The organism is Pseudomonas thivervalensis, assembly GCF_001269655.1.
Taxonomy (GTDB): domain Bacteria; phylum Pseudomonadota; class Gammaproteobacteria; order Pseudomonadales; family Pseudomonadaceae; genus Aquipseudomonas; species Aquipseudomonas thivervalensis.
In genome coordinates this window covers 527,241-545,824 of sequence record NZ_LHVE01000009.1, presented here as the reverse complement: position 1 = coordinate 545,824, position 18,584 = coordinate 527,241, and the positions used below count along the sequence as shown (strand labels likewise).

Genomic DNA, 18,584 nt, shown 5'->3' with positions numbered 1-18,584 from the left:
ACCTTATTCCTTCAGGCGAGTGGCGCTTGGATCGATGACCTTGGCCGTAACGTCGACCAACTCCAGCCCCCAATCCCCATGCAAGTACCAGTCGTCCCCGATCATCTCGGCCGGGTGCATCGTTCGATCGGCACCGTTGCCGCAGGCCAGCGCACTGGTTGGACAATAACGATCACACCCCCAGCAAATGCGCTCGGGATGCTTGGGACTGATGGGAAAAGGCTTTGCCATGACGACCCCGCATAACCGATGGGTGTACCCGTACCCTACCCCGGCGGGACACGGCCTCCCTTGATCCTGATCAAGAACAGCCACGCAGCAACGAACCGACGCTCACCGCTCAAGAATTCTCGCTGAAAATTGACAAGAATCATTATTATTCGCAGCGAAGCTTCCTAGACTCGGCGCCATCCTTTAGCCAACCAGGAAGTCATCATGCGTACCCTTGCTCCGTTGTCCCTCGCCCTGCTGTTGCTCGCACCATTGGCCCAGGCCAAGGAATACCCCATCGGCGAACCGCAACTGTGCCCAGGGCTGGAGGTCGGCGCGGTGTACCTGCAACCGATCGAAATGGCTCCTGCCGGGATGATGCGCGCCACGGCCGATTCCGACGTCCACCTGGAAGCCGATATCCGCGCCACGGCGGACAACCAGCAAGGCTTCCAGGAAGGCAGCTTCGTACCCTATCTGAATGTGTCGTTCCAACTAAAGAAACAAGGCAGCGACACCGCGCTCAAGGGCGACTTCCACGCCATGGTCGCCAACGACGGGCCGCACTACGGCGACAACGTCAAGCTGCTCGGCCCTGGCAAATATCAATTGACCTTCACCGTCCTGCCACCGGGTGGCCACGCGTCCCTTGGCCGTCATACCGACAAGGAAACCGGCGTGGCGCCGTGGTTCGAACGCTGCGAACTGCATTACGAATTCGTCTACGCCGGGATCGGTAAAAAAGGCGGGTACTGAACATGAGCCGCCGATCCTGGCCGTCCTGCCTGGCCTGGCTGACGCTGGTCGGTCTGCTGCTGCCGTCAATCGCCCAGGCCGAACTGCCCACATATGAATTGAGCATCCGCGACGGGCACTTCACGCCGCCGCAACTGGAGGTGCCCGCCGGGCAACGCTTCAAGATCGTGTTGAAAAATATCGGCCAGGGCCCGGCGGAGTTCGAAAGCACGCCATTGCGCGTGGAGAAAGTGCTCTCGCCCGGCGTCACGACGTTCGTGGTCATTCATCCGCTGCGCCCCGGGCACTATCCGTTTTTCGACGAATTCAATCCGCAACTGCCCGAGGGCGGCATTCTCGCCCGGTAATCGGCCAGCAGGAGGCGTTTGCATGACTCAATCGATGTTTATTGTCTGGCGCGAAAGCGTCGAGGCGTTGCTGGTGATCGGAATTCTCCAGGCCTGGGTCAGCCAGCAGCAACAGGCCAGTCAACTGCGGCGCTATGTGTGGGCCGGCGCGGCATTGGGCTTGTTGCTTTCCGGGGTGCTGGCCGGCCTGATCCTGCTCGCTGGCGAGGCCATGAGCGGTACCACCAGCGAATGGTTCCAGGCTGCGTTGGCCCTGGTCGCCAGCCTGCTGATCGTGCAGATGGTCGGCTGGATGCACCGAAACGCGAGGACGCTCAAGCATGACCTGACACGCCACGCCGACCAGCGCCTGAGCCGCCAGGGTGGCCTGGGCCTGTTGGTTCTGGCCTTGCTCGCCGTCAGCCGCGAAGGCAGTGAAACCGTGGTTTTCCTGTACGGCGCCGGTACGCGTCTGCACGGGCCGCCATTGGGCTTGTTCGCCGTCGGCGCGCTGGCCGGGTTGGTGTTGTCGCTGCTGACCGTTTCCTTGTTGCACAGCAGTCGTCGGTTCATCTCGTGGCCGCGGTTCTTTGCCATCAGCGAAATGATCCTGTTGCTGTTGGGCGCGGCGTTGCTGGTCAGCGCCACCGAGCGGGTCGGTGGGCAATTGCTGGCGATGGATTGGCCCGAGGCGGTGTATCGCGGCATTGGCGACGCGCTGTGGGACAGCAGCGCGCTCCTCGACGACGGCCATGGTTTCGGCGGGTTCCTGGCGGATTTCACCGGGTATCGGGCCAGCCCAAGTGCGATGACACTGCTGGTGTGGCTGGGTTATTGGGGCGTTGTCGCGGGCTGGCTGCGGCCACGCAAGGCGGAAACCCTGCCATGCCCGACCTGAACCCTTGGCTGCAACGCCTGGGCGACGGCATGCGCCGCCATGGCTCGGTCATCCGTGCGGTGCAATGGGCGGTGGTGCTGTTCTACGCGGTGCTGTTGGTCGTACCGGCCATGTTGCCATTGCCGACCAGTCAGGCGCGGCTGTTGGACAACCTGACGCTGCTGGCGCAGTTCCTGTTCTGGGGCATCTGGTGGCCGTTCGTGTTGCTGTCGATCGTGCTGTTCGGTCGCCTCTGGTGTGGCGTGCTGTGCCCGGAAGGCGCGCTGAGCGAATGGGCCAGTCAGTACGGCAAGGGCCTCGGGGTGCCCCGGGGGGTACGCTGGGCTGGCTGGCCGACGTTGGCGTTCTGTCTGACCACGGTCTACGGTCAGTTGATCAGCGTGTACGACTATGCCCAGGCAGCGCTGCTGATCCTGGGCGGCTCGACCGTCGCCGCGGTGATCGTCGGCCTGCTGTTCGCCCGGGGCAAGCGGGTGTGGTGCCGCTACCTGTGCCCGGTCAGTGGCGTGTTTGCCCTGCTCGCCCGCCTGGCGCCGGTGCACTTCCAGGTGGACGAACAACGCTGGCTTGAAAACCCCGCACCGCGTCGCCCTCCTCCCAACTGCGCGCCCTTGCTGGACATCCGCCGCCTGCGCGGCGCCACCGATTGCCACGCCTGCGGTCGCTGCAGCGGCCAGCGCGACGCGGTACGGCTGATTGCCCGCTCCAGCAACGCGGAAATCCTCCAGACGACGGCCAACACGCTGTCGCCCTGGGAGGCTCGCTTGCTGCTGTTCGGTGTCATCGGCCTGGCCATGGGCGCCTTCCAGTGGACCGTCAGTCCCTGGTTCATCGACCTCAAGCAAAGCCTGGCCCAATGGCTGGTGGGTCACGACTGGTTTTGGGCGCTGCAGGACAACGCGCCCTGGTGGCTGCTGACCCACTACCCGCAACTCAATGACAGTTTCAGTTGGCTCGATGGGTTTTGCATCGTCGCGTACCTGGGCCTGAGTGCGCTGCTGATGGGCACTTCGTTGCTGCTCCTCATGCGCCTGACCGCATGGCTCTCGGGCGATGCCACAGACTACCGGCCCCTGGCCCTCACCCTGACGCCCCTTGGCGGCGCCGGGTTGTTCCTCGGCTTGTCAGCCACCACCGTCAAACTGCTGCGCTATGAAGGCCTGCTGCTGGAATGGGTGCCAACGGCTCGGGCCGCACTGCTGGCGGCGGCGATTGCCTGGAGCCTGTGGCTGGGCTGGAAGCGCCTGCAGGCAACCGTGGCATCGCCGAGCCGTCGCTTGCCCGCCATGGCCTGCCTGGTCCTGGCCAGCGGCCTGGTGGGGTATGGCTGGTGGTTGCAATTCTGGGGCTGGTGATCGAGGGATTGCGGGGGTTCACAAAAGCCATCCCCACCACAGCCCTTCCCTGTGGGAGTGAGCTTGCTCGCGAAGACGGTGGCACAGTCACACACTATGCAAACTGACCCGCCGCTATCCACCACTCAACTGCGCAACACAAACGAGGGAAACAGCTCGCGCATGGCCGCCCACAGCTCGGGCTGCAAGGCCTGCGCCGAGACGCTGGATAGATGGGGGTCGAGCATCCGGGCGGTGCGCACCAGTTGCACGGCAAACCGGTTGACCCCGCGCTCACTCAGGCGCCGGGCCAGGGTCAGCAACCGTTCGGGGTCGAACAGATGCCAGTGCACCGTCGTGCGGCATTCATAGTCCACGCCGCTGTCCAGCAAATGATCGAGACTGCGCCAGTTCGCCGCGCCGCTGCCTTCGACCCGGGTCACGTCCAGGGCGTCTTCGGGCAAGGCCTTGATGTCGAACCCCACCCAATCGGCCTGCCCAACCACCTTGGCGAAGGCCGCCGGCTTGATGCCAGCGCTGTGCAGGCCGATGCGAAAACCCATCTGCCGCACTTCCTCCATGGCCGGCGCCAAGCCGTCCTGCAAGGTCGGCTCGCCGCCACTGAACACCACGGCGTCGAGTAGATCCTGACGGCGTTGCAGGAACGCCAACACCCGACACCAATCCACCTCCTCGCTGCCGCGCGGCGGGATCAGTTGCGGGTTATGGCAATAACGACAACGCCAGGCACACCCCTGGCAAAACAGCACACAGGCGAGTTGACCCGGATAATCGAGGGTGGTCAGGGGCACCATGCCCCCGACCCGTAGCACTCGACTCATGGACGCCCGGCCGCGCGTTCGGTGAAGTGCACCCGCTCACGATGCTCGGACTGCTTGCCCGGGTTGAAAGCCGCCACCGGGCGGTGATAACCCATCACCCGGGTCCAGACTTCGCAACGTTGACGCTGTGCTTGTGGAATCGTTTGTACTGCGCTCATGGATAAAGCTCCTAACGGTCGATGGATCGGATCAGTGAACGCTGCCTGCCAACGGCTGTTGCAGCAGCAAGGCCTCGTCGCATTTCGGGCAGAACTCGTGTTCGCCGGCCAGGTAGCCGTGCACCGGGCAGATGGAAAAGGTCGGCGTGATGGTCAGGTACGGCAGGCGGAAGCGTCCCAGGGCCTTGCGCACCAACTGCTTGCAGGCCTGGGTGGAGGAAATCTGCTCGGCCATGTACAGGTGCAACACGGTGCCGCCGGTATATTTGCATTGCAGTTCGTCCTGCAGCTCCAGGGCTTCGAACGGATCGTCGGTGAAGCCCACCGGCAGTTGCGACGAGTTGGTGTAGTACGGCGCGACCGGGCTGCCGGCCTGCAAGATATCCGGGTAGCGCTTGAGGTCTTCCTTGGCGAAGCGGTACGTGGTGCCTTCGGCGGGTGTGGCTTCGAGGTTGTAGAGGTGGCCGGTTTCTTCCTGGAAACGCAGCAGCGTGGCCCGCACGTGATCCAGCAGTTTCAGTGCGAATGCCCGGCCCTGCTCGGTGTGCAGGCCTTGCTGGTCATCGGTGAAGTTGCGCAGCATTTCGTGCAGGCCATTCACGCCGATGGTGGAGAAGTGATTGCGCAAGGTGCCGAGGTAGCGCTTGGTGTAGGGATACAAGCCAGCATCCATGTGACGCTGGATGACCTTGCGCTTGACCTCCAGGCTCTCTTTCGCCAACTCCATCAGGGTATCGATACGTTGCAGCAAGGCGCTGGTGTTGCCTTTGTACAGGTAACCCAGGCGCGCGCAGTTGATCGTCACCACCCCCAGGGACCCGGTCTGTTCCGCCGAACCGAACAAGCCACCACCGCGCTTGAGCAGCTCGCGCACGTCCAGTTGCAGGCGGCAGCACATCGACCGCACCTGGTTGGGTTGCATGTCCGAGTTGAGGAAGTTCTGGAAATACGGCAAGCCATAGCGGGCGGTCATTTCGAACAACCGGTCGGCGTTCTCGCTGTCCCACGGAAAGTCGTGAGTGATGTTGTAGGTCGGGATCGGGAAGGTAAAGACCCGGCCTTTGGCATCGCCGGCCTGCATCACCTCGATGTAGGCACGGTTGATCAGTTCCATTTCCGCTTGCAGGTCCCCGTAGGCGAACGGCATTTCTTCACCGCCGATGACCGGGATCTGTTCACGCAGGTCCTGGGGGCAGACCCAGTCGAATGTCAGGTTGGTGAACGGGGTTTGCGTGCCCCAGCGCGACGGTACGTTGAGGTTGTAGATGAACTCCTGCAACGACTGGCGAACCTCGTCGTAGCTGAGCTGGTCCTTGCGCACATAGGGGGCCAGGTAGGTGTCGAACGAGCTGAACGCCTGGGCACCGGCCCATTCGTTTTGCAGGGTGCCGAGGAAATTCACCATCTGCCCCAGGGCACTGCTCAGGTGCTTGGGCGGCCCGGCCTCGACCCGCCCGGGCACGCCGTTGAGGCCTTCGTGCAACAGGGTGCGCAAGGACCAGCCGGCACAGTAGCCGGCGAGCATGTCCAGGTCGTGGATATGCAGGTCCGCCTCGCGGTGCGCCTCGCCGATGGCCTGGCTGTAGACTTCGTCGAGCCAATAGTTGGCGGTGACCTTGCCGGACACGTTGAGGATCAACCCGCCGAGGGAATAACCCTGGTTGGCGTTGGCCTGTACGCGCCAGTCTTCGCGGTCCAGGTATTCGTTCATCGACGTGGCGACTTCCACCAGCGTACGGCGATCCCGACGCAGGCGTCCGTGTTGCTCGCGGTAGACGATGTAGGCGCGCATGGACAGGAAATACCCGGCGTCCATCAGCACGCGCTCGACTCGGTCCTGGATCTGCTCGACGTTCAACCGCGTCTGCCCTTCCAACCGCGCCAACACCGCCTCAAGCAACGCCTCGGCCTCGGCTTCGGCGTATTCGCCGGTGGCCTTGCCGGCGGCGATCAGCGCCTGGCGGATCTTGTCCGCATCAAAGGCGACCACACTGCCATCGCGCTTGTGCAAGCGGTTACACCCTACTGAGATCAACGTGCTCTGCATTTTCGCTCCAGACACTACATATAGGCTTCAAGAGATCTTTAAATACAATATGCAGTGGAGGGTACGGGCAAAAGACAGGGTTGCAATTGATCGACATCAAGAATCGGCAGCGACCCGCATTCAGGCTCGAAAAGTCATTTTTTCAAGCGCCGCAGATCCCTTGTGGGAGCGAGCTTGCTCGCGATGACGCCGGGTCAGAGTGCGTTGGGTCTGCTGCGCAGCCCAGCGGGAGCAAGCTCCCTCGCCACACGAGCCGGAGTGCAGCGTATCTAACCGCCACTCATGTTCATGAACCGCACGATCTGCACTTCCCCACCCGGGTTGAAGTCATGGCGCAGTGGCTTGCCGCGCAGCGCCTGTTGCACCGCCTGGATCACCGGTTGGTCGTCCAGCGGATAACGCCGCAGCAAGCCGCGCAGGTCGAGGGAGTCTTCTTGCCCGAGGCACAGCAGCAAGCGTCCTTCGACGGTCATGCGCACGCGGTTGCAACTGGCGCAGAAGTTGTGGGTGTTGGGCGAGATGAAACCGATTCGAGTGTCCGGATGATGCGCCAGGCGCACATAACGCGCCGGCCCACCGCTGCTCTCGGCGCTGTCTAGCAGGCGATGATGACGGGCGATCTCGGCCCGCACCTCATCGCTGGAACAGAACGACTCGCCCCGGGAACGCCCCACCTCACCCAAGGGCATTTCTTCGATGAAGCTGATGTCGAGGCGTTGATCGATGGCGTATTGCACCAACGCCGGGACTTCATCGAAGTTGCGCCCCTTCATCACCACGCAGTTGAGCTTGATCCGCTCGAACCCGGCGACCTTCGCCGCGTCGATACCGGCCAGCACCCGATCCAGATCACCGTTACGGGTGATGGCCCGAAAACGCTCGCCGTCCAGGCTGTCGAGGCTGATGTTCATGCGCTTGACCCCGGCCTCGACCAGCGGCTGGGCCAATCGCCCCAGCTGCGAGCCATTGCTGGTCATCACCAGCTCCCGCAGGCCGGGCAATGCGGCGATGTCGCGACACAGCCCGACGATGCCCGGACGGATCAGCGGCTCGCCACCGGTCAGGCGAATCTTCTTCACCCCCAGCCCGACGAACAGCCGCGCCAGGCGCTGCAACTCTTCCAGGGTCAACACTTGCTGACGCGGCAGGAAGGTCATGTTTTTCGCCATGCAATACACACAGCGAAAATCACAACGATCGGTCACCGACATCCGCAAATAATCGATCTGGCGCCCAAATCCGTCCTGCAACACCGCGCTCATGAAGATCTCCCGATTGAGCCCGTGCTCACTGCACCAGCGGCGAGTCGGCGCCCTGAAGGTGAATGCCGCGAATATCCGCTGTACCGATCAGGGTTTGCAGGTATTGCACCAGCGCCTTTTGCCAAACGCCCTGCTGCAACTGGGTACGAATCGCCGTCGCCACGGCCTCATACGGCAATGGCTGGCCATCGATGCGCTGGTCGATGCTGATCACGTGCCAGCCATAGCGACTTTCCAGCGGCTTGCTCGCCAGGCCCGCCGGCAGGGTGAACAACTGGCGCTCCAGCTCCGGCACGGTCTGGCCCTTGCTGATCTGCCCCAGCGAACCGCCCTGCTCCTTGGACGGACACGCCGAATACTTCAGCGCCAGCTCGGCGAAACTGCCCGGGAACTGGTCCAGCCGCTCCAGCAGCAACTCGGCCTGGACATGGGCCAGGCTGCGCGCCTCGGCATCGTCCGGCGCGCATTCAAGCAGGATGTGCCGCACCGCCAGCAACGGCGCACTGTGGAAACGCGCGCGGTTGCTTTCGTAATACCGCAGGCAGGTGACCTCGTCGCACTGCGGCACCTGCACCTCGCGTTCGAGCAACAGCCTCGTCGCCGCTTCCTCTTCGTTTTCACCGGCACCGACCTGCAACGCCAGGCCGAGCTCGGCGATACGCTGCTGAAGCAATTCGCGAATCACCAGGGCCCGAGCGGCCTCGTAGACCGCCTCCTCGCGGCTTTCCGCCGGGTGGTATTGCAACTCCTGGGCCATCGCCTGCGGGGTGATCGACACCCCGTTGACGCTGATGATCGGCCACTCCTGCTCGCTGCTTGCAATCAATTGAGGGGCTTCTTCGCTCACCACGGGCTCGGCCTGGGCGGGCTCGAAGGTCACCGCCCCCACCGGTTCAACATCGATTACCGGCCCGGCTTTCGCCGAAGAACCGCAACCACCGCCCCCGCCACCACCGCCACATCCGCATCCACTCGCCATGATTTTCTCCTCAGAACTTCTGCCGAACGATTTGATAACGACGCCCCAGGTACCAGACCGGCGCACTGACGATGTGGACCAGACGGGTGAACGGGAACAACACGAACAGGGTCAGGCCCAGCACGACGTGGAGCTTGTAGACCAGGCCCACTGGCGCTATCGAGGTCGCGGCTTCAACCGGCCGCAACAGCACGGTGTTCTGGGCCCAGTCGGCCAGCATCACCATCACCGAGCCGTCCATATGGGCGGTGGACGCCACGATGGTCATCAGCCCCAACACCAACTGCACCAGCAACACCACCAGCACCAGGATGTCCGACGCATTGGACGTGGCACGAACCCGTGGGTCGGTCAGGCGCCGGTTGAGCAGCATCAGCAAACCGATCAGGCCGAGCACACCGAAGAAGCCACCGGAAACCATCGCCAGCAACTGCTTGTTCTCGGTGCTGAGGAAGTGGTGATAAACCGCCGAAGGCGTCAGCAGGCCGACGAAGTGTCCGGCCAGCACGAACAGCACGCCGATGTGAAACAGGTTGCTGGCCACGCGCATGCCGCGCTTGTTCAGCATCTGGCTCGAACCGGCCTTCCAGGTGTACTGGGACAGGTCGAACCGCGCCCAGCTACCGATCAGGCAAATCGCCAGGGCGACATAGGGGTAGACCCCGAACAACAACAGATCCCATTTAGACATTGCCCACCTCCCCGGCGGGCGCTGCGGCCCGGCCTTCATGCTGAAAATCCACCCAGTGCAGCGGCACCGCACTTTCGTCCCGCGACTTGCCCGGCGCGCTCGGCATCGAGCTGCAACGGTCCTGCTGCTCGGCCTTCATGAAATCCACCGCTTCTTCTTCCCAGACCCGGTCCAGGGCTTCGAGGGAGTCGTCCCGTGGCTCGGCCTTCACCTGCTCGAGCAGTTCGGCGACCGCGCCCTGGGGTTCGGCGCCGGATATCTGCAGCAAAGCCCGAAAGCAACTGGCGTAGGCGCTTTCACGCTCTTCCAGGCGCGCCGCCAGCAAGGCCAGCAGGTGCGCGACATCGGCCAGGCCCTCGCGGGCCTCGAGGTCTTCGCGGGTGGAGAGAAACTCCAGGTACAGCGGGATGTAGTCGGGCAGCTCCTTGACGCCGATGGCGAACCCGGCGTCTTCGTACTGGGCCATCATGTCGACCATGGCCTGGCCCCGGTCGCGGGACTCGCCATGGACGTGTTCGAACAGCAGCAACGACAGCGAACGACCCCGGCCGAACAGCGCACCGTAGTGCTCCTGGCCGTCCATCAGGTCCTGACTGCAGATCAGCTCCAGCAACTCGAACAACCCGGCGCGCTGGGCGGGACTGATTTCCCGCGCCTGCACAATCGCCTGCTCCAGCTCGTCGCGACCGGCCACCAGGGTCTCGGTCGGGTAGTCGAGCAGCAACGAAATCACCTTGAGAATGCGCATGCTCATTCCTCCCACAACTGCACGGTTTTGATCACATCGCGACGGTTGGCCTTCTTGCCGCCGAACATGTTGGTGTCGGAGCTGCCGCTGCAACCGCTGCCAAAGCTGAAGCCACAACCGGAGCGCTCGGCGAACGCGTCGCTCATGGCGTCTTCGCGGTGGGCGCTCGGTACCACGAAACGGTCTTCGTAGTTGGCGATGGCCAGGTAGCGGTACATCTCTTCCACCTGGTTCACGCTCAAGCCGACGTCGGCCAGCACTTGCAGGTCCTGCACGCCGTCGACCTGCTCGGCACGCTTGTAGGCGCGCATCGCCAGCAGGCGCTTGAGGGCATGCTTGACCGGCTTTTCATCGCCGGCGGTCAGCATGTTGGCCAGGTAACGCAGCGGAATGCGCAGGCTGTCGACATCCGGGATCACTCCGTTCATGCCGACGGTGCCGGCGGCCGCAGCGTTCTGGATCGGCGACAGGGGCGGCACGTACCAGACCATCGGCAAGGTGCGGTATTCCGGGTGCAGCGGCAGGGCGAGCTTCCAGTCCACGGCCATTTTGTAGACCGGCGAACGTTGCGCCGAATCGATTACCGACTGCGGCACGCCATCGGCCAAGGCCTGGCGAATCACCGCCGGGTCATTCGGGTCGAGGAAGATCTCCAGTTGCTTCTCGTACAGGTCCTGCTCGTTGGCCGTGCTCGCCACTTCGCTGATGCGGTCGGCGTCGTACAGCAGCACACCGAGGTAACGGATGCGGCCAACGCAGGTTTCGGCGCAGACGGTCGGCATCCCGGCTTCGATGCGCGGGTAGCAGAAGATGCATTTTTCCGACTTGCCGCTCTTCCAGTTGAAGTAGATCTTCTTGTACGGGCAGCCGCTGATGCACATGCGCCAGCCGCGGCATTTTTCCTGGTCGATCAGGACGATGCCGTCCTCCTCGCGCTTGTAGATCGCACCGCTCGGGCAGGACGCCGCGCACGCCGGGTTCAGGCAGTGCTCGCACAGGCGCGGCAGGTACATCATGAAGGTGTTTTCGTACTCGCCGTAGATGTCCGCCTGGATCTTGTCGAAGTTCTTGTCCTTGCGCCGCTTGGCGAATTCAGTGCCGAGGATTTCCTCCCAGTTCGGGCCCCACTCGATCTTCTCCATGCGCTTGCCGGACACCAGCGAACGTGGTCGCGCGGTAGGCTGGTGCTCGCCCAGCGGCGCGGTGTGCAGGTGCTGGTAGTCGAAGTCGAACGGTTCGTAGTAATCGTCCAGGCTCGGCAGGTCCGGGTTGGCGAAGATGTTCGCCAGCACGCGGAACTTGCCGCCGATGCGCGGGTTGATCGAGCCGTCGGCGTTGCGGACCCAGCCGCCCTTCCACTTGTCCTGGTTTTCCCACTCCTTGGGATAGCCGATGCCCGGCTTGGATTCGACGTTGTTGAACCAGGCGTATTCCATGCCTTCACGGCTGGTCCAGACGTTCTTGCAGGTAATCGAGCAGGTGTGGCAGCCGATGCATTTGTCCAGGTTCAGGACCATGCCGATTTGTGAGCGAATCTTCATCTCAGTTCTCCTCGATATCAGTCGGCAGTGGACGCGGCAAATCATCGCCACTGGAACCGTCGAGCCAATCGACCTTGACCATCTTGCGCACCACGACGAATTCGTCGCGGTTGCAACCGACCGTGCCGTAATAGTTGAAGCCGTAGGCCTGTTGGGCGTAGCCGCCAATCATGTGGGTGGGCTTGAGCACCACGCGGGTCACCGAGTTGTGGTGGCCGCCACGGGTCTTGGTGGTTTCCGACCCCGGTACGTTCACGATCCGCTCCTGGGCGTGGTACATCATCACCATGCCTTCCTTGACCCGTTGGCTGACCACCGCCCGGGCGGTCAGGGCGCCGTTGGCGTTGAAGCATTCGATCCAATCGTTGTCCTCGATCCCGGCGCGCTTGGCGTCGATTTCCGAGAGCCAGACAATCGGTCCGCCACGGCTCAAGGTGAGCATCAGCAGGTTGTCGCTGTAGGTGCTGTGAATGCCCCATTTCTGGTGCGGGGTGATCCAGTTCAGGACGATCTCGGTCTCGCCATTGCTGCGCTTGCCCTTCACGCCTTCGATGGTGCGGGTGTTGACCGGCGGCCGATAGCTCATCAGTTGCTCGCCGAACGCCTGCATCCATGGGTGATCCTGGTAAAACTGCTGGCGGCCGGTGATGGTGCGCCATGGGATCGACTCATGGACGTTGGTGTAGCCGGCGTTGTAGCTCACATGGTCGTCTTCCAGGCCGGACCAGGTCGGGCTGGAAATGATCTTGCGTGGCTGGGCCTGGATGTCACGGAAGCGAATCGCCTCGTGCTCCTTCGAAACGGCCAGGTGGCTGTGGTCGATGCCGGTGAACTCCGACAGCGCCGCCCAGGCTTTCACCGCAACGTGACCGTTGGTTTCCGGGGCCAGGGACAGGATCACTTCGGCAGCGTCGATGGCGCTGTCGATTTTTGGCCGGCCTTGGCTGATGCCCGCGTCGACTTCCTTGTGGTTCAGCTCACCGAGGAATTTCACCTCGGTGTCGGTGTTCCAGTTGATGCCCTTGCCACCGTTGCCGAGTTTTTCCAGCATCGGGCCCAGGGAGGTGAACTGCTTGTAGATGTTCGGGTAGTCACGCTCGACTATTTGCAGGTTTGGCGCGTTCTTGCCCGGTTGCGGCGCCACGCCGGCGCTCTTCCAGTCAGTGCCGCCAAACGGCTGGGCCAGTTCGCCGACGCTGTCGTGCATCAACGGTACAGTGACCAGGTCTTTTTCCACGCCCAGGTGACCGACCGACATGGCGGAAAACGCCTTGGCGATCCCTTTGTAGATCTCCCAGTCCGAACGCGACTCCCAAGCCGGATCGATGGCAGCGGACAGCGGGTGAATGAACGGGTGCATGTCCGAGGTGTTCATGTCGTCTTTTTCGTACCAGGTGGCGGTCGGCAAGACGATGTCGGAGTACACGCAGGTCGAGGACATGCGGAAGTCCAGGGTGGTCACCAGGTCGAGCTTGCCAATGGCGCCCTCGTCGACCCATTCGGCTTCGGTGGGCTTGCACTCGGTGCTATGGCCGATGTCTTCGTTCATCACACCGTTCTTGGTACCGAGCAGGTACTTGAGCATGTACTCGTGGCCCTTGCCCGAAGACCCGAGCAAGTTGGAACGCCAGATGAACATGTTGCGCGGGAAGTTCACGGGGCTGTCCGGTTGCTCGCAGGCAAAACGCAGGGAACCGTCCTGCAGCGACTTGACCACGTAGTCTTTCGGATCAAGACCCGCCGCCGCGGCGTCACGGCAGATATTCAGCGGGTTGGTGTTGAGTTGCGGCGCGCTGGGCAACCAGCCGGCGCGTTCGGCGCGGATGTTGTAGTCCAGGGCGTGCTCGGGGAACTGCGACTTGTCCGCCAAAGGCGAGAGCACATCGTGCATGCTCATCTTCTCGTGGCGCCATTGCGAACTGTGGCCGTAGAAGAAGCTGGTGCCGTTCATCTGCCGTGGCGGACGGTTCCAGTCCAGGCCGAAGGCCAGGGGCAGCCAGCCGCATTGCGGACGGAGTTTTTCCTGGCCGACATAGTGGGCCCAGCCGCCGCCGGTCTGGCCGACGCAACCGCAGAGCATGAGCATGTTAATCAGCCCGCGGTAGTTCATGTCCATGTGGTACCAGTGGTTCATCGCCGCACCGACGATGATCATCGAGCGTCCACGGGTCTTGTCGGCGTTGTCGGCGAACTCGCGGGCGATCTGGATCGCCTTCTCGCGGCTCACACCCGTGATCTGCTCCTGCCAGGCCGGAGTGCCGGGCACCGAGGCGTCGTTATAGTCCTTGGCAACGTTGGCGCCGCCCAGGCCACGGTCGATCGCCAGGTTGGCCGCCGACAGGTCGAACACGGTGGCGACTTTCGCCACGCTGCCATCGGCCAGTACCACGCTGTGCACCGGCACGCGGCGGAATTGCACCGCATCACCGGCCACATGCTGGAAGTACTCCTGGGCTTCGCCGGCGAAGTACGGGAACGCCACCTCGGCGACGTCGCCGCCGATCAGGCTCAGCTTGAGGTCGATCTCACGCCCCTCGCCGCCTTCACGGGGCAGGATGTTCCACTTGCCCTTCTCACCCCAGCGATAGCCGATGGAGCCTTGGGGCGATACCAGTTCGCCGGCGGCATCCAGGGCGATGGTTTTCCATTCCGGGTTGTTGTCCTGGCCGAGGTTGTCGGTCAGGTCGCTGGCCCGCAGGAAACGGTCCGGCTGATAACCCGCACCCGGTGCCGCGCCGAGCATCGGCTTGAGCATCACCAGCACCGGCAGGTCGGTGTAGCGCTTGGCGTATTCGGTGAAATAGGCGCTCGGCTTGTCCAGGTGGAATTCTTTGAAGATCACATGGTTGAAGGCCTGGGCCAGCGCGGCGTCGGTGCCCTGCTTGGGGTTGAGCCACAGGTCGGTGAGCTTGGCGACTTCCGAATAGTCCGGGGTGATCGCCACGGTCTTGGTGCCCTTGTAGCGCACTTCGGTGAAGAAGTGCGCATCGGGAGTACGGGTTTGCGGGACGTTGGAGCCCCAGGCAATGATGTAGTTGGAGTTGTACCAATCGGCCGATTCCGGCACGTCGGTCTGCTCGCCCCAGACCATCGGCGAGGCGGGCGGCAAGTCGCAGTACCAGTCGTAGAAGCTCAGGCACACGCCACCGATCAGCGACAGGTAGCGCGAGCCGGCGGCGTAGCTGACCATCGACATCGCCGGGATCGGCGAGAAGCCCACCACCCGGTCCGGGCCGTGCTCCTTGATGGTGTAGACGTTGGCGGCGGCGATGATCTCGTTGACTTCTTCCCAGTTGGAACGGATGAAGCCACCCATGCCGCGCTTGCTCTTGTACGAGTCGGCCTTGGCCTTGTTCTCGACAATGCTGGCCCAGGCCTCGACAGGCGCCAGAGTCTGCCGGGCTTCACGCCAGAGCTTGAGCAATGGCTTGCGGATCTTCGGGTACTTGAGCCGGTTGGCGCTGTAGATGTACCAACTGTAGCTCGCACCGCGAGGACAGCCGCGTGGTTCGTGGTTGGGCAGATCGTTGCGGGTGCGCGGGTAGTCGGTCTGCTGGGTTTCCCAGGTGATCAGGCCGTTCTTGACGTAGATTTTCCACGAGCACGATCCGGTGCAGTTCACCCCATGGGTGGAACGCACGATCTTGTCGTACTGCCAGCGCGAACGGTAGACGTTCTCCCAGTCGCGGGACTCCTTGCGGGTCTCGCCGTGGCCGTCTGAAAACTCGCCTTGCTTGCGGTTGAAGAACCGCAGTTGATCCAGTAAATGACTCACAGTGTCTTCCTCTCAGGCTTGCTCCGCGGGGTCTGCGCCCCGCCCACGCAATAGTTGAATTCGTCTAGCAAGGTGTCGCCGCGCCTTTGCGTGCGTACCACCACCAGGTCACCACGATGCAGCTCAGGTAGAAGCCGACGAACATGTAGAAGGCCATCTCCGGGCCGCCGGTCAGGGCCATCGAAGAGCCGAAGGATTTGGGAATGAAGAAAGCTCCGAAGGCGCCCATGGCCGAGCTGAAACCCAACACCGCGGCCGATTCCTTGCCAGCGTTCTTGAGCGCCTGTTCGCGCTGCTCGGGCTTCTTACCGAGGGCGGCTTTTTCGTGCAGGGTGCGGAAGATCACTGGGATCATGCGGAAGGTCGAACCGTTGCCCACGCCGGTGGTGATGAACAGCAGCATGAACATGCCCAGGAAGCCGTAGAAGCTGCCGCCCTCACCGCCTTCAGGCAGAAAATGCAAGACACCGAACACCATCACGATCATCAGCACGAAGTTCCAAAGCGTGACTTTGGCGCCGCCGAGCTTGTCCGCCAGCCAGCCGCCCAGTGGCCGGACCAAGGCGCCCACCAGCGGGCCGAGGAAGGCGAATTTCAGGGCGATGACTTCCGGGAACGAGGTCTTGATCAGCAGCGGGAAGGCGGCGGAGAAGCCGATGAACGAGCCGAAGGTCGCCAGGTACAGCCAGCACATCAGCCAGTTGTGCTTGCGCTTGAAGATCACGGCCTGTTCGCTGAACGACGCGCGGGCGCTGGACAGGTCGTTCATGCCGAACCAGGCAATCAGGGTCACGGCGAGGATGAACGGCACCCAGATGAAACCAGCGTTCTGCAACCACAGCGAGCTGCCATCGGCCAACACTTGCGGCTGGCCGCCCATGAAGCCGAACACACCGAAGGAAATCACCAGCGGCACGCTGAACTGCATCACCGACACACCCAGGTTACCCAGCCCGGCGTTCAGGCCCAGGGCGGTGCCCTGCTGGGATTTGGGGTAGAAGAAGCTGATGTTGGACATGCTCGAGGCGAAGTTGCCGCCACCAAAACCGCAGAGCAGCGCGATCAGCACGAACACGCTGTAAGGCGTGCTCGGGTCCTGCACCGCGAAGCCCATCCACAACGCCGGTATCAGCAACGACGCGGTGCTCAGCGCCGTCCAGCGACGGCCGCCGAAGATCGGCACCATGAACGAGTAGAAGATGCGCAAGGTCGCGCCGGACAGCCCCGGCAATGCCGCCAGCCAAAACAGCTGGTCGGTGCTGAAGGTGAAGCCGATGGCGTTGAGGCGCACGATCACCGTGCTCCAGACCATCCACACGGCGAAAGCCAACAGCAGCGCCGGGATGGAAATCCACAGGTTGCGCCGGGCGGTCTGTTTGCCGCTGCGGCCCCAGAAGGCCGGGTCTTCCGGGCGCCAGTCATGAATGACCGGGCCCTTTTCAGGCGTTTGCAGAACGGACATGTTCTTCTCCTTGGGCAATGCTGGAAAACGGGGATTGGCTGGCCGGCGGTTGTTTACCCAACAGCGGGCGCTTGCGCACTTCGCTCAGGTACATCCAGATCAACGAGACCCAGACCACGCCGTACAGCAACATGAAGCAGGACGAGCGCACGCCGGTGAGGTCCACCAGGGCGCCGAACATGATGGGCAGCACGAACCCGCCCAGGCCGCCGGCCAGGCCGACAATGCCGGACACGGCACCCATGTTTTTCGGGTAGTCGTTGGCGATGTATTTGAAGACGGAGGCCTTGCCGAACGCGAAGGCGATGCCCATCACGAACAGCAGCACGGTGAACAGCGTGGCGTTGAGACCGATGTGAAAATCGACGATGCCGTTGACGGTCTGTACTTGCAGTTGCGTCTGGGGATAGGACAGCAGGAACAGGCAGACCCAGCTCACCCACAACACCCACCAGGTCACGCTCTGGGCGCCCCAACGGTCGGACATCCAGCCACCGACAGCCCGCAGCACGCCACCGGGCAAGGAAAAACACGCCGCCAGCAGCGCCGCGCTTTGCAGGCTGAAGCCGTATTCCTGCACGTAGTACTTGGTCATCCACAGCGCGAGGGCCACATAGCCGCCGAACACGATCGAGTAGTACTGGCAGTAGCGCCACACCGCCGGTTCTTTCAGTGCCTTGAGTTGCTCGCGCAACGTGGCGCCACCGGTATTGCGGTGTTCCTTTTTCTCAGCAGTGAGGAACCAGAACAGCAGCGCGGTGACGAACAGGATGGCGCTGAACACTTTCGGCACCAGGTGCCAGGTGCCGAACGCGATCAGGGCCGGGGCGAGAAACTTGGTCACCGCCGCACCGGCGTTGCCGGCGCCGAACACGCCCATGGCAAAACCCTGGTTCTGTTTGTCGAACCACTTGGCGACGTAGGCGATGCCCACCGAGAACGAGCCGCCGGCCAGGCCGACGAACAGGCCTAGCACCAGGAACTGCCAATAGGCCGTGGCGAGGGTGATCAGGTAGAGGGGCAGCACGCAGGCGAGCATCAGCAGGAAGAACACGATCCGTCCGCCAAAGCGGTCGGTCAGAAGCCCCAGCGGCAAACGTACCAGAGAACCGGTGAGCACCGGCGTGGCGGCCAAGAGGCCGAATTGGGTTTCGTTGAGGGCCAGCAATTCCTTGATCGGAACGCCGAGCACGGCAAACATCATCCAGACCATGAAGCACACGGTGAAGGCCAGGGTACTCATCCCGAGTACCAGCCCTTGTTGCACTTGTGCTCGCATCACGAGGCACTCCGTCAGTTCGATGAGCGCAGCCTAGTGATACGAACCCTGCGAAAACTTGACTTGGGTCAACGTGCCCCGGGGCGGTACAGGCCTATGCTTGGCCCGCCTACCTCCAAGGAGGTAGACCTGGATATCGATGAAACCCTTTGTTTATCAATATCTTGATCCGGTTGGCCAAGGCTTTTATCGAAACGGAACGGCCGACAACTCTTTAGAGGTAGTGCGCCCAGGATCGGCTGCTACACCCCAGGCCCAGGGCGCCCGCCATGCTCG

16 protein-coding genes are annotated in these 18,584 nt (G+C 62.8%); 4 read left to right on the top strand and 12 right to left on the bottom strand.

Translation table 11 applies throughout. From position 1 onward, the window contains the following. Positions 1 to 3: 3 nt before the first annotated feature. Positions 4 to 231: a DUF3079 domain-containing protein gene (locus AD659_RS14545; RefSeq protein ID WP_053122352.1), complete on the bottom strand. Its 228-nt coding sequence runs from the start codon at positions 229 to 231 to the stop codon at positions 4 to 6. A 204-nt stretch (positions 232 to 435) separates the two neighbouring features. Here AD659_RS14545 and AD659_RS14540 point away from each other — a divergent pair, with 204 nt between their 5' ends. The 4 genes from AD659_RS14540 to AD659_RS14525 are packed head-to-tail and all read left to right on the top strand — an operon-like array spanning position 436 to position 3,545. After that, positions 436 to 966 carry an iron transporter gene (locus AD659_RS14540; RefSeq protein WP_053122351.1) on the top strand — a complete coding sequence of 177 codons (531 nt, stop codon included), beginning with the start codon at positions 436 to 438 and terminating at the stop codon, positions 964 to 966. 2 nt (positions 967 to 968) lie between these two features. Further along, positions 969 to 1,313, top strand: a complete 345-nt coding sequence (locus tag AD659_RS14535; RefSeq protein WP_053122349.1) for a cupredoxin domain-containing protein — start codon at positions 969 to 971, stop codon at positions 1,311 to 1,313. Between the two features lie 22 nt (positions 1,314 to 1,335). Beyond that, positions 1,336 to 2,190, top strand: a complete 855-nt coding sequence (locus tag AD659_RS14530; RefSeq protein WP_053122347.1) for an FTR1 family iron permease — start codon at positions 1,336 to 1,338, stop codon at positions 2,188 to 2,190. Then, positions 2,178 to 3,545, top strand: a complete 1,368-nt coding sequence (locus AD659_RS14525) for a 4Fe-4S binding protein (RefSeq protein ID WP_053122345.1) — start codon at positions 2,178 to 2,180, stop codon at positions 3,543 to 3,545. The genes AD659_RS14530 and AD659_RS14525 overlap by 13 nt, the downstream gene beginning before the upstream one ends. Positions 3,546 to 3,670: 125 nt before the next feature. Here the strand turns inward: AD659_RS14525 and AD659_RS14520 are convergent, their stop codons facing one another. The 11 genes from AD659_RS14520 to AD659_RS14470 all read right to left on the bottom strand — a co-directional run bounded on the left by AD659_RS14520 (position 3,671) and on the right by AD659_RS14470 (position 18,308). Next, a complete protein-coding gene (locus tag AD659_RS14520; RefSeq protein ID WP_053122343.1) occupies positions 3,671 to 4,366 on the bottom strand; it encodes an anaerobic ribonucleoside-triphosphate reductase activating protein in 696 nt (231 codons plus the stop codon). Continuing rightward, positions 4,363 to 4,524 (bottom strand): anaerobic ribonucleoside-triphosphate reductase, encoded by a 162-nt coding sequence (gene nrdD / locus AD659_RS30380; RefSeq protein ID WP_030137643.1) that lies wholly within the window; start codon positions 4,522 to 4,524, stop codon positions 4,363 to 4,365. The genes AD659_RS14520 and nrdD overlap by 4 nt, the downstream gene beginning before the upstream one ends. A gap of 31 nt (positions 4,525 to 4,555) precedes the next feature. Beyond that, positions 4,556 to 6,571, bottom strand: coding sequence for a ribonucleoside triphosphate reductase (locus AD659_RS14510; RefSeq protein ID WP_053122342.1), 2,016 nt, complete (start codon positions 6,569 to 6,571; stop codon positions 4,556 to 4,558). 269 nt (positions 6,572 to 6,840) lie between these two features. Continuing rightward, the gene (gene moaA, locus AD659_RS14505; RefSeq protein ID WP_053122340.1) at positions 6,841 to 7,833 is read right to left on the bottom strand and encodes a GTP 3',8-cyclase MoaA; all 993 of its coding nucleotides are present in this window, start codon (positions 7,831 to 7,833) and stop codon (positions 6,841 to 6,843) included. A 25-nt stretch (positions 7,834 to 7,858) separates the two neighbouring features. After that, positions 7,859 to 8,812, bottom strand: a complete 954-nt coding sequence (locus AD659_RS14500; protein ID WP_053122338.1) for a peptidylprolyl isomerase — start codon at positions 8,810 to 8,812, stop codon at positions 7,859 to 7,861. A 10-nt stretch (positions 8,813 to 8,822) separates the two neighbouring features. Continuing rightward, a complete protein-coding gene (narI, locus tag AD659_RS14495; RefSeq protein WP_014339181.1) occupies positions 8,823 to 9,503 on the bottom strand; it encodes a respiratory nitrate reductase subunit gamma in 681 nt (226 codons plus the stop codon). Then, positions 9,496 to 10,251 (bottom strand): nitrate reductase molybdenum cofactor assembly chaperone, encoded by a 756-nt coding sequence (narJ, locus tag AD659_RS14490; RefSeq protein WP_053122336.1) that lies wholly within the window; start codon positions 10,249 to 10,251, stop codon positions 9,496 to 9,498. Before narJ ends, narI begins: the two co-directional genes overlap by 8 nt. Positions 10,252 to 10,253: 2 nt before the next feature. Further along, on the bottom strand, positions 10,254 to 11,792 hold the full coding sequence (narH, locus tag AD659_RS14485) for a nitrate reductase subunit beta (RefSeq protein ID WP_053122334.1): 1,539 nt from the start codon (positions 11,790 to 11,792) through the stop codon (positions 10,254 to 10,256). Position 11,793: 1 nt separating this feature from the next. Beyond that, on the bottom strand, positions 11,794 to 15,567 hold the full coding sequence (locus AD659_RS14480; RefSeq protein WP_053122333.1) for a nitrate reductase subunit alpha: 3,774 nt from the start codon (positions 15,565 to 15,567) through the stop codon (positions 11,794 to 11,796). Positions 15,568 to 15,631: 64 nt separating this feature from the next. Further along, positions 15,632 to 17,029 (bottom strand): NarK family nitrate/nitrite MFS transporter, encoded by a 1,398-nt coding sequence (locus tag AD659_RS14475; RefSeq protein ID WP_053122330.1) that lies wholly within the window; start codon positions 17,027 to 17,029, stop codon positions 15,632 to 15,634. Then, positions 17,007 to 18,308, bottom strand: coding sequence for an MFS transporter (locus AD659_RS14470; protein WP_408003308.1), 1,302 nt, complete (start codon positions 18,306 to 18,308; stop codon positions 17,007 to 17,009). Before AD659_RS14470 ends, AD659_RS14475 begins: the two co-directional genes overlap by 23 nt. Between the last annotated feature and the right edge of the window lie 276 nt (positions 18,309 to 18,584).